This window comes from Myxococcus sp. CA033, assembly GCF_013336625.1.
In the GTDB taxonomy this organism is placed as follows: domain Bacteria; phylum Myxococcota; class Myxococcia; order Myxococcales; family Myxococcaceae; genus Myxococcus; species Myxococcus llanfairpwllgwyngyllgogerychwyrndrobwllllantysiliogogogochensis.
This window is the reverse complement of record NZ_JABUMU010000007.1, coordinates 51,097-64,871: the sequence shown is the minus strand read 5'-3', so window position 1 is coordinate 64,871 and position 13,775 is coordinate 51,097. Positions and strand designations below refer to the sequence as shown.

Annotated in this window: 9 protein-coding genes and 1 pseudogene; 3 read left to right on the top strand and 7 right to left on the bottom strand. The window is 68.1% G+C overall.

Going from position 1 to position 13,775, the window contains the following annotated elements; translation table 11 throughout:
* The 6 genes and pseudogenes from HUA78_RS19585 to tesB all read right to left on the bottom strand — a co-directional run.
* Positions 1-2,118: pseudogene (locus HUA78_RS19585) on the bottom strand (endopeptidase); the annotation flags it as partial.
* Between the two features lie 114 nt (positions 2,119-2,232).
* Positions 2,233-4,629, bottom strand: a complete 2,397-nt coding sequence (locus tag HUA78_RS19580) for a hypothetical protein (protein WP_174466965.1) — start codon at positions 4,627-4,629, stop codon at positions 2,233-2,235.
* A 145-nt stretch (positions 4,630-4,774) separates the two neighbouring features.
* On the bottom strand, positions 4,775-6,667 hold the full coding sequence (locus tag HUA78_RS19575) for a methyl-accepting chemotaxis protein (RefSeq protein ID WP_174476899.1): 1,893 nt from the start codon (positions 6,665-6,667) through the stop codon (positions 4,775-4,777).
* A gap of 18 nt (positions 6,668-6,685) precedes the next feature.
* Positions 6,686-7,225, bottom strand: a complete 540-nt coding sequence (locus HUA78_RS19570; RefSeq protein WP_174476898.1) for a PDC sensor domain-containing protein — start codon at positions 7,223-7,225, stop codon at positions 6,686-6,688.
* A gap of 245 nt (positions 7,226-7,470) precedes the next feature.
* Positions 7,471-8,166 (bottom strand): glutamine amidotransferase, encoded by a 696-nt coding sequence (locus tag HUA78_RS19565; protein WP_174476977.1) that lies wholly within the window; start codon positions 8,164-8,166, stop codon positions 7,471-7,473.
* Between the two features lie 143 nt (positions 8,167-8,309).
* Positions 8,310-9,185, bottom strand: a complete 876-nt coding sequence (gene tesB / locus HUA78_RS19560; RefSeq protein WP_141646592.1) for an acyl-CoA thioesterase II — start codon at positions 9,183-9,185, stop codon at positions 8,310-8,312.
* 150 nt (positions 9,186-9,335) lie between these two features.
* Between tesB and HUA78_RS19555 the strand changes: the two genes are divergently transcribed.
* From HUA78_RS19555 to HUA78_RS19545, 3 genes are all read left to right on the top strand, one after another.
* Entirely contained in the window at positions 9,336-10,961 is a 1,626-nt protein-coding gene (locus tag HUA78_RS19555; protein WP_174476897.1) for a M28 family metallopeptidase, read from the top strand.
* Between the two features lie 214 nt (positions 10,962-11,175).
* Positions 11,176-12,078 carry a bile acid:sodium symporter family protein gene (locus tag HUA78_RS19550; protein WP_141646594.1) on the top strand — a complete coding sequence of 301 codons (903 nt, stop codon included), beginning with the start codon at positions 11,176-11,178 and terminating at the stop codon, positions 12,076-12,078.
* Positions 12,079-12,137: 59 nt separating this feature from the next.
* The gene (locus tag HUA78_RS19545) at positions 12,138-13,145 is read left to right on the top strand and encodes a hypothetical protein (RefSeq protein ID WP_254614779.1); all 1,008 of its coding nucleotides are present in this window, start codon (positions 12,138-12,140) and stop codon (positions 13,143-13,145) included.
* A gap of 108 nt (positions 13,146-13,253) precedes the next feature.
* Here the strand turns inward: HUA78_RS19545 and HUA78_RS19540 are convergent, their stop codons facing one another.
* Positions 13,254-13,736: a peptidylprolyl isomerase gene (locus HUA78_RS19540; RefSeq protein ID WP_141649092.1), complete on the bottom strand. Its 483-nt coding sequence runs from the start codon at positions 13,734-13,736 to the stop codon at positions 13,254-13,256.
* Positions 13,737-13,775: the final 39 nt, after the last annotated feature.

The following is a 13,775-nucleotide window of genomic DNA, read 5'->3' as shown; positions in this document are numbered from 1 at the left end:
GGGCGTGGCACAGGCGATGTTGTGGCGGCTGAACGCGGCGTGGATGGCCGTCATGTGCGGCGTGCCATCGTTGATGTTGCCGTTGTCATCATCCGCTGCCAGCCACTGCTTGTAGCCGTTGGTGGCCCCGCAGCCATCCGACGTACCCGCGGTGCAGTTGCAGGCGTGCCATGATCCGACGTTGCCACTGCCCTGGTAGAACACCTTGTTGCCGATGTTCTGCGCCGTGTTCCAGTCGTAGTTGAACGGAGGGAGCTGGAGGTCGCGGGCGACGAAGTCCCACGCCGCCTGACGCACTGGAGACCCGGCGCAATGCACCTGCCGGCTGCACGGGCCCGTGCCGTTGGAACAGCGGGTGCAGACGAAGTTCTGCGGCGTGGTGGGCGTCGGCGGGTTGTGGGCCGCGTAGTCGGCGTCGCGGACGCCGGAGCAGTTGGTTGCGCACCATGCGGCCCCCGTCTGCGCCTCGGTCACGTTGTAGCCCGTCCCATCCGCCGTCATGCCGCAACCATTGTTGAGGGTCTGGAAGAAGCCGTAGCCCACGCACGAGCCAGGAGACCTGCCAGTGGTCGCCGTGGACGCGGGGTCGAACGGCTGGCGGTACATGGCCGCGATGTCACCGTAGGCCTCGCTGGAGTTGCTCAGCGTGCCGGCCGTGTCGTTATCGTCCATGCCGTGGCCCCACTCATGGTCGAGCACGGCGCCAATCTCACCCGTGTTCCGGCACCCTCCGCCGCTGCGGTAGAAGTTGACCGTGGAGCCGTTCCAAAACGCGTTGCAGGTGTTGTTGAGGTTGACGTTCGCCGTCAGGGAGGCCTGCAGCCACGCATTGGTGGGCAGCCAGCCACGGGCGAGTTCCTTGATGCGGTTCAGCTCGTAGAAGGCGGTGCGGGTCGCCCTGGTGTTTCCACCGTCGGGAGTTCCGCAAACACCATCGACTGTCCCCAGCGCGATGTCGCCGTCCGGGCCCGTGGCGCTGACCCTGAGTGGACAGGCGGAAACGACGCGAAGGTAGCGGCCCGTCAGCGTCGTGGTCGCGATTAGGGGAGGACTGAACACCCCATAGCCATCCGCGAAGACACCCGGCGCGACATCGGCCCAGGGCATGGGGTAGCGCAGCTGCATCGAGCCGCAGAACGAGCCCGCTGGACACGTCGCGGGCACGCCCGTGTTGGTGTACGGATAGACACCACCGTTGACCGAGGCATAGTGGTTGTCGTCCTCAAGCGCGAGCACTTCACCGGTGACCGCATCCACTGTCACCTTCCAGCGCTCATGCTCATCCTGGAGTTGGAAGCCGTACGTCCACACCAGTTCGTGGCCCATGCCCTTGCCGAAGCCCGCGCCCGGAATGGAGACCGGCGCGACCTCCAGCGTGGGCGCCTGCCAGATGTCGGCAGGGCTCTCGTAGAGGCCGAAGCGCTCGTGCGCGACGACCATCGCCCGGTCCGCGTCCACCAGCGGCATGGGGGCAATCTCCACGTTGGCCCACGACTCGGTGCCCAGCAGAATCAGGTTACCGTGACTGATGGTGGCCGCCAGTCGCCCATACCGGACCGGCACGCCCTGGTGCTGCTGGACGATGGAGACCTGCCACAGGTCCGGGGTGATCTGATCCACCCGGGCCTGGCCCAGTTGGATCATGTCCACGCCCACCACGTCGCGGTTGGCCTCCACGAACTTGTAGACGAGGTCGACGACGACGACGCCATCCACCTTGTCCACCGAACGCCCGAGCTGCCTGCCCAGGCTGCCCAGCGTCAGCTTGTTGCCCACGCCATTGCCCGGGATGAGTGGAACGGCGCCCTGGATGTTTGCCGCGGTACCCGTGACGGAGTCGACGTAGATCTCGAAGTTGTTCCCGTTACGAGCGAAGAAATCGTCCCAGACCTTCGCCACGTCGGGGCTCAGCCTGGGCAAGGCCTCGTTCAGAGGCACCTGTCCACTGGCCAGTGAAAGTTCAGGCTTGAAGAACGCCTGGCTCGCCAGTGAGCCCTTGGGGGGTGCGGCGGGGGGGTCGAATCCCCACGCCTGGGACGTCGCCATCACTGCCATACATACGGCGGCTTTCACGACGCTGTGCATGTCGTGCTCCTTCGCGTCACACGGAATCAGCATGAAGAGGCGGCCTCCATGGAGAAGGCCGCCTCGGAACCACTTGCCGTCAACCGCGGGAGCGCCCCACTCCAGCGCGCTCCCGCCGTGCCGGTGATGTCCCGGTGAGCCGCCGGACTACAGCGGGCTCACGCAGGTGCAGGTGCTGGACGCGCCGTAGCAGGCGGCGCTGCTGCCCGCGGCCACCACCGAGTAGCAGGTGTTGTGGCCGGTGAGCACCTCGGTGTCCACGTAGCTGGTGCCCGTCACGGTGGCCGCGCGGGCCTTGCCGTACGTGCAGCCGTTGATGCCGTCGGACTTCATCACCCAGTACTGCGTCGCGCCGCTGACGGCGCCCCAGCTCAGCGACACCTGACCCGTGGCCGGCGTCACCGAAACGGTCGGCGCCGCCGTCGGGCCACCCGTACAGCCGCTGTTCACAGCCACCGGCGTGGCACATGCGATGTTGTGACGGTTGAACGCGGCGTAGATGGCCGTCATGTGCGGCGTGCCATCGTTGATGTTGCCGTTGTCGTCATCCGCCGCCAGCCACTGCTTGTAGCCGTTGGTGGCCGCGCAGCCATCCGACGTGCCCGCGGTGCAGTTGCAGGCGTGCCACGAGCCGATGTTGCCGCTGCCCTGGTAGAACACCTTGTTGCCGATGTTCTGGGCCGTGTTCCAGTCGTAGTTGAACGGAGCGGACCGCAGGTCGCGGGCGATGAAGTCCCACGCCGCCTGACGCACCGGAGACGCGGCGCAATGCGTCTGCCGGCCGCACGGCCCCGTGCCGGTGGAGCAGCGGGGGCAGACGAAGTTCTGCGGCGTGGTGGGCGTCGGCGGGTTGTGGGCCGCGTAGTCAGCGTCGCGGACACCCGAGCAGTTGGTCGCGCACCACGCGGCCCCCGCCTGCGCCTCGTTCACGTTGTAACCCGTCCCATCCGCCGTCATGCCGCAACCATTGTTGAGGGTCTGGAAGAAGCCGTAGCCCACGCACGACGCGGGAGACTGGCCGCTGGTGGGAGTGGCGGCGGGGTTGAACGGCAGGCGGTACATGGACGCGATGTCGGCGTAGGCCTCGCTGGAGTTGCTCAGCGTGCCGGCCGTGTCGTTGTCGTCCATGCCGTGGCCCCACTCGTGGTCGAACACGGCGCCAATCTCACCCGTGTTCCGGCAGCCACCACCACTGCGGTAGAAGTTGACCGTGGAGCCGTTCCAGAAGGCGTTGCAGGTGTTGTTGATGTTGACGTTGGCCGTCATGGACGCCTGCAGCCACGCGTTGGTGGGCAGCCAGCCACGGGCCAGCTCCTTGATGCGGTTCAGCTCATAGAACGCGCTGCGGGTCGCCGCGGTGTTGCCGCTCGTGGGCGTGGGGCACGTGACGGTTCCGTTCCCGAAGTTGATGTTGCCCGTGCCGGTGCCGCTGATGGCGCCGCACGTGTCGACGATCCGGATGTAGCGGCCCGCGAGTGTCGTGGTCGTCGTCCCGGCCGTGTAGTCGTAAACGCCGTAGCCGTCCGTGAAGACGTTCGTCCCGACGTTGGCCCAGGGCATGGGGTAGTTGGGCTGCAGGACGCCGCAGAACGAGCCCGCCGGGCAACCCGGGGGCGAACCCGTGTTGGTGAACGGGTAGACGCCGCCCTTCACCGACTGGTCGAAGTAGTGGTTGTCGTCCTCCAGTGCGAGCACGTCACCGGTGGCGGCATCCACCGTCACCTTCCAGCGCTCGCTCTCGTTCTGGAGCTGGAAGCCGTACGTCCACACGAGCTGGTGGCCCATGCCCTTGCCGAAGCCCGCGCCCGGAACGGAGACCGGCGCGACCTCCAGCTTGGGCGCCTGCCAGACGTCGGCCGGGCTCTCGTAGAGGCCGAAGCGCTCGTGCGCGACGACCATCGCCCGGTCCGCGTCCACCAGCGGCATGGGCGAGAGCCCCACGTTCGTCCACGACTCGGTGCCCAGCAGAATCAGGTTACCGTGGCTGATGGTGGCCGCCAGCCGTCCATACCGGACGGGGATGCCCTGGTGCTGCTGGACGATGGAGACCTGCCACAGGTCCGGGGTGATCTGGTCCACCCGGGCCTGGCCCAGTTGGAGCATGTCCACGCCCACCGCGGCGCGGTTGGCCTCCACGAACTTGTAGACGAGGTCGGCGACGACGCCGCCATCCACCTTGTCCACCGAACGCCCGAGCTGCCGGCCCAGGCTGCCCAGCGTCAGCTTGTTGCCCACGCCATTGCCCGGGATGAGCGGAATGGCGCCCTGGATGTTTGCTGCGGTACCCGTGACGGAGTCGACGTAGATCTCGAAGTTGTTCCCGTTACGAGCGAAGAAGTCGTCCCAGACCTTCGCCACATCAGGGCTCAGCTTGGGCAGGGCCTCGTTCAGAGGCACCTGACCACTGGCCAGCGACAGCTCAGGCTTGAAGAACGCCTGGCTCGCCAGTGAGCCCTTGGGGGGTGCGGCGGGGGGGTCGAATCCCCACGCCTGGGACGTCGCCATCACTGCCATGAATACGGCGGCTTTCACGACGCTGCGCATGCGGTGCTCCTTCAGATGAAGGACCAACGGAACGGGGACTCCAGGGAACCGGAATGGCTCCAGGAATCCCCGGGTTGCGCATAATTCATGTTTACTTGGAGTGCGCTCCCGCAAACCACTCCGAGTGTTACCCCCTCAACAATGACTAGACGCGGTACGTGGCCGCCACTGTCTCCATCCGCGCGGCCACGTCACGCAGCGACGCGGTAATCCGCTGAGCGCTCTGCAAACCCTGCATGGACTCCTCCATCATCCGGGACAGGTCCGTCACGGCGATGAAGATCTGGGCGACGCCGGCGTTCTGCTGCGTCACGGCGGCGGCGATCTGCTGAGCGGCGGAGGCGTTGTCCTGGATGATGCCGGTCAGCTCGCGGAGGCTGTCGCCGCTGGCACGGACCTGAGTCAGTCCGGTTTCAGCGCTGCCCTGGCTCTGCACGGCCAGCGTGACGGAGCCCTGGATGGACTGGCGGATGTCCTCGAGGATCTCCCGCACGCGGGCAGTGGAGGTGATGGACTGGTCCGCGAGGCTGCGAATCTCGCGCGCCACCACGCTGAAGCCCTTGCCGTGCTCACCGGAGCGCACGGCCTCGATGGCCGCGTTGAGCGCGAGCATGTTGGACTGGTCGGCCAGGTCCTTCACCGTCTGGGTGATGCCGCCAATCTGTTGGGTGCGCTCGTTGAGGGCGGAGATGCTGTCGGCCACGCGGCCCACCTGCTCGCGCAGTTGTTCGAAGCCCTGGAGGCTCGCGGAGACGGTGGCCTCGCCGGAGCGCCCCACCTCGCGGGCTCGCGCGGTGACGCCGAGCACGGCCTGGGAGCGCTCGGCGGCCATCAGTGACGTCTGCTTGATCTCCTGGGCCGTCACCTGCGTCTCCTGGAGGGCCGCGGCCTGCTTCGTCAGGGTGCGCTCCTGCTGCGCGGCGGCGGCGGTGAGCTCCGCCACCGTCTGTCCCAACACCTTGGTGCCCTGCTGGAGGCCGCGCGTGGACTCGCGCAGGTGCTCCATCATCAGGGAGAAGGAGGCGGCCAACTGCCCCACCTCGTCGCGGCGGCTGGACACCTCCACCTGCTGGGTGAGGTCGCCCTCGCGCACGACGCGGCCCACCACTTCGCTCAGCCGGGAGATGGGGCCGGTGGCCCCGCGCGCCAGGAGCCAGCCCCCCACGCCCGCGACGACGAGTGAGAGCACCGTCAGGGCGATGGCCCCCCTGCTCGCCTGCTCCAGAGGCGCGTAGGCGTCCCCCGGGTCCACCGTGGCCACGAAGCGCCAGCCATCGCCGACGTCACGAACCGAGTTCTCGTTGATGGACTCCACGCGGACGACGTCGTCGGGACGCGAGAGGTCGCGCTCGTGCGTGTCGAAGAGGCTCATGCCGTCCGCGCCGAGGATCTCCAGGGCGAAGCTCCGCTGGCCTCGGGCCCGGGAGCGCTCCAGCGCGGGGGCCACCACCTGCCCCACCTGGCTCCACTCGTAGGCGGCCAGGAGCACACCGATGCGCGCGCCGCTGATGGGGCTCAGCACGGGCACCGCGAGCGGCAGCACCGTCCGCTCGAAGAACGGGTCCACCTTCGTGAAGCCCGTGGTGTCCAGCGTCCCGTTCAGCGCGGCGCGAAACCAGCCGGAGGCGCGCACCTCGCCCTCGTGTCCCTCGTAGGCCTTGCGCAGCCGCGCCTCGCTGGCGGACACGGCGCGGCCGTCCTCGGTGAAGAGCACGAGGCCCGCGAAGGTCGGATGACGCTTCTCCAGGGCAACGAGCACCGCGTCGCTCTTGTCGAAGGTGTCGAAGAGCAGCGCGCCCCGGAGGATGGCGTCTTCCGACCAGCTCCGGACGTTCGCCTCGCGCTCCGCCAGCGTGGACTCGACGAGGTCCCTGAGGCCCTGGGCCTCCACCCGCAAGGTCGCGTGGATCTGCTCCTGCAGGTTGTCGGAGATGAAGACACGGCCGAGGATGTTGAGCGGCAGCAACGCGAAGAGCGTGAGCAGGGAGACCGCCAGCGTCAGGCGGGTGCGGAGGGAGAGGGCGTCGAGCAGGCGCATGGCGGTCCGCGTGAGTCTTCAGAGGTCCAGCAGGGAGAGTCCGACGGTGACGGCGCCGATGACACGGCCACGGTCGCGGACAGGAAGGGAGACCTGGATGACGTAGGCCTGCGAGGACTCGTCGAAGAAGGGGTGCTCGCGCAGCACCCGCCCCTGCTTGAACGGCACCCGGAACTTGTCTTCGTCACCCTGCCAGTAATCGGACGTCCGCCGCGTGGCGCCCACCAGCGCGCCCTGGCGATCCATCACGAACGCCTCCGCCACCTTGTCGCGGCCCAGGGAAATACGGTGGCGAGCAAGCACCCGTGAGCAGGCGGCGTCGAGCACGCGCTGCTTGAAGGGCGTCATCGCCGGAGTGGCCAGCCACGCGTCATCATCCGCGCGAATGGAAACCAGTGAAGCCCCGCGCGCGTTCTGGGCGAGCACCGCCTGAACCAGCTCCGGGTCCACGGCCATCCGCTGGAGCGCCGGCATCAGCCGCTCCACCTTCTCGAGCTGCGCGATGCCGTCCGGGGGCATCCCCGCGAGCACCGTGAGCACCATGCCGAAACAACACATCCCCACCTCAACGCATCCGCACGCTGTATCGGCGAGACTGACTTCCCCCTCTGCGCCGGCGGATTCGCCAGACGATACATGAATGAGACATCACCCGTGAGACAGGAAGGCAGAGGGGCCCTCACCCTCCAGGTCCGAACCCGCTCGCTTGGAGCCATCTGGACCCAGGGGCAAAGCCCCCAGCTCCTCCGCGAATTTCCAGGTCCTCACGAGGTGCCGCACTGTCGGAGGGCGCGGCGAGAGCCTCAGCGCACTGTTTGAGCGAAGTGCTCCGCGAGCCGCTGGAGCAGCTCGGTGTTCTCCCGCTCGGCGGACTCCAGCTTGGGCAGCTGCGCCTTCAGCTCCGCGAGGTCCTTGCCGCGCTGGCGAAGGTCTTCCGCGCCCAGCTCCAGCCAGCGCCCCATCTCCCGAGCCGTCAGCTCCAGATGGAACTGGAAACCGAACGACGAGCCCAGCCGGAAGGCCTGTTGCACGTAGCGGTCCGTGGAGGCCAGCAGCGTGGCGCCGGGCACGGCCTTGTACGTGTCACCATGCCAGTGCGCGACGACGGTGCGGGGGCGCACGCCGGCGATGACCGTGTCGCGCACGCCCTCCGCGGTCCAACGCACCGGGCCTACGCCCACCTCGAAGCCATTCTTTCCCGCGAAGACCTCGGCGCCCGCCGCGTCGGCGAGCAACTGCGCGCCCAGGCAGATGCCCAGAGACGGGCGCTCGTTGGCCAGTCGCTCGCGGAGGATGGCCAGCTCCTCGCGCAGGAACGGGTGCTGGTCCGCCTCGTAGACGCCCATGGGGCCGCCCATCACCACCACCAGCTCCGCGTCCACGTCGTCGTGACGCGCGGAGCGGAAGCGGTTGACAAGGGTGAAGCCCGCCTTCGTCAGCGCCGGCCCCAGAAGTCCCACGCCCTCGTGCTCCTCGTGCTGGTACACCACCGCGCGCATCGTCACGACCTCCGTGTCCACCGTCGCGCCGAGCCTACCTGGAATCCCGAGGGCGAGGCGCGTGTGCCGCACGTCGTCGCTCGCGACCTGCCTCAAGCGGCAAGCAGTGCGCGTGTCACGTACGGAGCGGTGGGACCCCCGCGCTACTTCGCCTTGTCGCCCTTGAGGATGCGCAGCAGTCCCTCTTGCGCCACGGAGGCGACGAGGCGTCCGTCGCGCGTGTAGACGGAGCCTCGCGCCAGGCCTCGCGCGTTGCCCGCCCACGGGCTGTCCATGACGTAGAGCAGCCAGTCATTCACCTTCAGGTCACCATGGAACCAGAGGGCGTGGTCCAGGCTCGCGCCGATGACTTGCGGCTGGAAGAAGCTGGCCGCGTGCGGCAGCAGCACGGTGCTGATGAGGTTGAAGTCGGACGCGTACGCCAGCACGTACTTGTGGACCTGGGGGTCCTCCGGAAGCTCGCCGTCGGCGCGAATCCACACCGCCTTGCGCGGCTCGTCCGGCACCGGATTGAACGGGTCCATGTACGCCACCGGCCGCATCTCGATGGGCTTGTCGCAGAGGATCTTCTCGCGCAGCCGCGCCGGAATCCTGTCCGCCTGACGCAGCAGCAGCTCCAGGTCCGTGGGCAGGCTCTCCGGGGGCGGCACGTCCGGCATGGGGGCCTGGTGCGCGTAACCGACCTCGTCTCCGTGGAAGGACGCCATCATCGTGAAGATGGGTTGTCCCTTCTGGATGGCGACGATGCGCCGCGTGCTGATGCTGCCGCCGTCGCGCACCCGGTCCACCGTGTAGACGACGGGAAGGCTCGCGTCGCCGGGGCGCAGGAAGTAGCCATGCAGCGAGTGGACATGCCGCGCGGGCTCCACCGTCTGGCTGGCCGCCGACAGCGCCTGCCCCAGCACCTGCCCACCGAAGAGCTGGCGGAAGCCCAGGTCCTGGCTCCTCCCGCGAAACAGATTCTCCTCGATGACCTCCAGCTTGAGGAGCTCCAGCAGCTCGTCCAGGACTCGGCTCATGGAGGCCCCTCCTAGCCGACCCCGGCCGCGCCTGTCTCGCCCCGCGTGAGCCCGCCGTGCGCCGGAGGACGCCCTGGCCGGGCGCGGAAGGAATGGCATGCTCCGCCGGCCGTTGAGGAAACAGTCTCCCCTCTTCCCGCGAGCGCTCCCTTGCCCCGTTCCGTCCTGCTGACCTCGCTGTTGCTGCTGCCGTCGCTGGCCCCCGCCGCGGAGCCATCCCCCGAAGTGAAGCGCTGGTGGAGCCACGTCCAGTTCCTCGCGGACGACCGCCTGCGAGGGCGCGACACGGGAAGCGAAGGCCACCGCGAGGCCGCGGCGTACGTGGCCGAGCAGCTTGCGGGCCTCGGCGTGAAGCCCGGCGCTGGCGAAGGCTACCTCCAGGAGGTGGCGCTGGTGTCGAGGCGACTGGTGGATGCGCGCTCGCGGCTGACGCTGGTGCGCGAGGGCAAGCGCACGCCGCTCGTCGTCGGTCGCGAGGCCCTCATCTCCCCGCGCCAGGGCGAGTCGGGTCAGCTGGACGCCCCCCTGGTGTTCGTGGGCCATGGCCTCTCCATCCCGGAGGCGAACCATGACGACTTCGCGGGCGTGGACCTCCAGGGCAAGCTGGCCGTCTTCATCTACGGAGGCCCCGCTCACATCCCCGGCCCCCTGAGGGCCCACCACAGCTCCGCTGCGGAGCGGGTCAAGGCGCTGAAGAAGGCGGGCGCCGTGGGCGCCGTGGTGCTCCTGAATCCGAAGAACATGGAGACGCCCTGGTCCCGCTCCGCCCTGTCGCGCCTCCAGCCGGCGATGAACTTCGCGGACACCTCGCTGGACGACACGTCCGGCCTCCAGGTGAGCGTCTCCTTCAACCCGGAGCACGCCGAGAAGCTGTTCACCGGAAGCCCGCACTCGTTCAAGGAGCTGCTCGCGCTGGCGGACGCGAGCAAGCCGCTGCCGCGCTTCGAGCTGCCCACGCGCCTCCAGTCGAGCGCCGAGTGGGTCTCCACTCCCGTGACATCCGTCAACGTCGTGGGCGTGCTTCCGGGCAGCGATCCGGTGCTGGCCAAGGAGTACGTCGTCCTCACCGCGCACCTGGACCACGTGGGCGTGGGAGCGCCCATCAACGGCGACGCCATCTACAACGGCGCCATGGACAACGCGACGGGCGTGGCCGCCGTGCTGGAGGTGGCCCGCGCGCTCCAGGCCCAGAAGCCCCAGCGCTCCATCCTCTTCGTGCTGGTGACGGGTGAGGAGAAGGGGCTGATCGGCTCGCGCTACTTCGCCGCGCACCCCACCGTGCCCCGCGACGCCATCGTCGCGAACTTCAACCTGGACATGTTCCTGCCGCTGTTCGACTTCACCCGCGTGGTGGCCTACGGCCAGGACGAATCGACGCTGCTCGCGCCCCTGCGGGAGGTCACCTCGGCGCACGGCGTGAAGCTCCAGCCCGACCCCAACCCCAGCAGCATGACCTTCATCCGCAGCGACCAGTACGCCTTCATCCGCCAGGGCGTGCCAGCCCTGTCCTTCAAGTTCGGCTACGCGCCGGGCTCCCCCGAGGAGCGCACCTTCAAGGACTGGTACACGCGCCACTACCACGCCCCCTCGGACGACCTGCGCCAGCCCATCCACAAGGACGGCGCCATCAAGTTCGTCCAGCTGCTCACCGACCTGACGCGCACCGTGGCCAACGCGCCCGAGCGACCGCGCTGGAACGACGACAGCTTCTTCCGCCGCTTCGCGCGCACCAACACCCCGGATGGCAAACAGGACACCCCCCTGAGCAATCCGTGACACCATCCCCGCACGGCCCTGGTAACACGCGTACAGGTGTAGCTTTCCATCGATGTGACAAATGAATGACGCCCGGCGTCATGGCCGAGTGCGCGTCGTCGCAAATCGCCAGGGGGTGGCTTGAAGCGAGACACCCGTTTGCGCCACGCTTGATTGCACTTGAGACATCAGCGCGGCGCGGGCGACGAAACGCCCGAAAATTGGCGGGGGGCGAATGCAGTCAAACGTATTCACCGCGGTACTGATTCCACTGTCGTTGGCCGTCATCATGCTCGGCCTGGGACTGTCGCTGACGCTCGCGGACTTCAAGCGCGTCATCGTCTACCCGCGAGCGGTGATTGTGGGGCTCGTGTGCCAGATGCTGGTGCTTCCCGCCGGCTGCGCGCTCATCGCCCATGCCTTCGGCCTGGGACCCGAGCTGGCGGTGGGGCTGATGTTGCTCGCGGCGTCTCCTGGAGGAGCGACGGCGAACCTCTTCAGCCATCTGGCCCGCGGTGACGTCGCCCTCAACATCACGCTGACGGCGGTGAACAGCGCGCTGACGCTCGTCACCCTGCCCCTCATCGTCAACCTGTCACTGATGCACTTCATGGGGGAGGACCGCGCGGTCCCCATGCAGTTCTCCAAGGTGCTCCAGGTCTTCATCATCGTGCTGGGCCCGGTGAGCATCGGCATGCTCATCCGCTCGCGCAAGCCGGGCATCGCCCAGTCCCTGGACAAGCCCATCCGCCTGATGTCCGCCGCGTTCCTGGCGGTCGTCATCGCCGCCGCCGTCTACCAGGAGCGCGCGCACATCGGCGCGTACTTCAAGCAGGTGGGGCTGGCCGCGCTGAGCTTCAACGTGCTGAGCATGGCCATCGGCTACGTCACGCCGCTGTTGTTCCGCCTGCCGCGTCGTCAGGCCGTGGCCATCGGCATGGAGATTGGCATCCACAACGGCATCCTCGCGATGACCATCGCCATGAGTCCGCTGCTGCTCGGCAACGCGACCATGGCCATCCCTCCGGCCATCTACAGCATCGTCATGTACTTCACGGCGGCCATCTTCGGCTACGCGGTGACGCGTCGCCACACGGACGAACAGACGAGTCCCGAAGCCTCTCCCAGTCGTTCTTGAACCGCTGAGCCGCGGTCTGCCTCGCCGCGGTCCCCCCTCACTCCCGAGGAAGTGTCGAGATGATGCTCAAGCGTCTATCGCTGTCCTTTTGCACGCTCTGCCTGAGCCTGGGCCTGGTGTCTCCCGCAGCCGCGCAGCAGCCCAGCGCCGCCACCCCCACCCCGTCGGACGTTCCGACGCCGGGTACGCCGCAGCCACCGGAGGTCACGCCGGCCAATCAGCCGTCCCCGCTTCCCCTGCCCCGCCCCATCCCCAACGTCCGGTTGTACCTGACGAGCTTCAACCTCTTCCGCGTCAACCCCATTGGCCTGGAGACGCAGAACCGCCTGGTCATCCAGAAGCGGCTGTTCGACAGCGAGTCGCCGGTGATGCGCGACACGTTCGTCAACGCCGCGGCCCTCATCAAGGCCAACCCCGCCTCGCTCAAGGTGGGACCGCAGTTCGAAATCCAGCCCATCGCCCTGCTCAACGTGCGCGCCAGCTACGAGTACACGCGCTTCCTGGGCACCATGGGCTTCCTCCAGTCGTATCCGAACCCGCTGCAGGACTTCTCGGATGACGCCCTGGACCTGCGCGAGGACAACGCCTACAGCACCAGCGGCCACCACTTCCTGGTGGAGCCGACGCTCCAGGCGAAGGTCGGCCCCATCGCGGTGCGCGCCAAGTTCAGCCTGGAGTACTGGAACCTGACGCTGCGCGACGGCGCGACGACGTTCTACGACCCGATGCTGGACTCGCTCCTGGCCGGCAAGGGCTGGGTCTTCACCAACGACTCGGACGTCGTCTACCTGTCCGGGCAGTGGATGGTGGGGGCGCGCTTCAGCGCCGTCTGGCCTCGTTACAACGAGGACCAGGGCGTCTCCGGCAACACCACCGTCGACAACAGCCACATGCGCGTGGGGCCGGTCGCCTCGTATGCCTTCAACACCGACGAGGGGACCATGTTCAACCGCCCCACGGTGCTCGGCATGGTGGCCTGGTACCTGAAGCACCCGAGCCGGCAGGAGGCCATGCCGTTCATGCTCCTCGGGTTCGCCTTCAACTCGGACCTGCTGGGCGGGCGCTGAGTCGTCCCAGCCGCGCCGGGCAGGAACCGCTCGCGAGGCCACACCGCGTGGCCTCGCGGAACGGGTGGGAAGCAAGGACCGGAAGGCCCGTCCTTCCCGCCCGGGTTGTCAGTGGGCGTCGTCCGGGCCGTGCGCGTGGCCGTGCTCCAGCTCCTCGGCCGTCGCGGCGCGGACCTCGCGCACGGTGACGTCGAAGTGCAGCGTCTTGCCGGCGAGCGGGTGGTTGTAGTCCACCACCACGGTGTCGCCGCGAATCTCCTTGATGAGGAAGTCCACCTCGTCCCCCTCGGGGTCCGTGGCGGTCAGGATGCCGCCCTCGGTCAGCTCCAGCCCCTCCGGGAACTCTCCCCGGGGAACTTCCTCGATGCCTTCGGGGTCATGCGGCCCGTAACCATCCTCGGGGGGGATGACCACTGACAGGGAGTCCCCCTTGGCCTTGCCCTCCAGGGCCTTCTCCAGACCGGGGACGACCTCCTCGTGGCCCTGCAGATAGACGAGCGGATCTCCGGGCTCGCTCTCGTCCACCATCTTCCCATCGCCAAGGTGGAGCCGGAAGTCGATGGAGACGACACTGTCCTTCGTGATTTTCATGGCGCCTCTCTTAGCGCAGGCCGGGGTCCAACGCTCCCA

Excerpts from the sequence above, each read along its gene's own strand:
- HUA78_RS19580 (WP_174466965.1), bottom strand. The coding sequence starts at position 4,629 with ATGCGCAGCGTCGTGAAAGCCGCCGTATTCATGGCAGTGATGGCGACG.
- HUA78_RS19575 (WP_174476899.1), bottom strand. The coding sequence starts at position 6,667 with ATGCGCCTGCTCGACGCCCTCTCCCTCCGCACCCGCCTGACGCTGGCG.
- HUA78_RS19570 (WP_174476898.1), bottom strand. The coding sequence starts at position 7,225 with ATGTGTTGTTTCGGCATGGTGCTCACGGTGCTCGCGGGGATGCCCCCG.
- HUA78_RS19565 (WP_174476977.1), bottom strand. The coding sequence starts at position 8,166 with ATGCGCGCGGTGGTGTACCAGCACGAGGAGCACGAGGGCGTGGGACTT.
- tesB (WP_141646592.1), bottom strand. The coding sequence starts at position 9,185 with ATGAGCCGAGTCCTGGACGAGCTGCTGGAGCTCCTCAAGCTGGAGGTC.
- HUA78_RS19550 (WP_141646594.1), top strand. The coding sequence starts at position 11,176 with ATGCAGTCAAACGTATTCACCGCGGTACTGATTCCACTGTCGTTGGCC.
- HUA78_RS19545 (WP_254614779.1), top strand. The coding sequence starts at position 12,138 with ATGATGCTCAAGCGTCTATCGCTGTCCTTTTGCACGCTCTGCCTGAGC.
- HUA78_RS19540 (WP_141649092.1), bottom strand. The coding sequence starts at position 13,736 with ATGAAAATCACGAAGGACAGTGTCGTCTCCATCGACTTCCGGCTCCAC.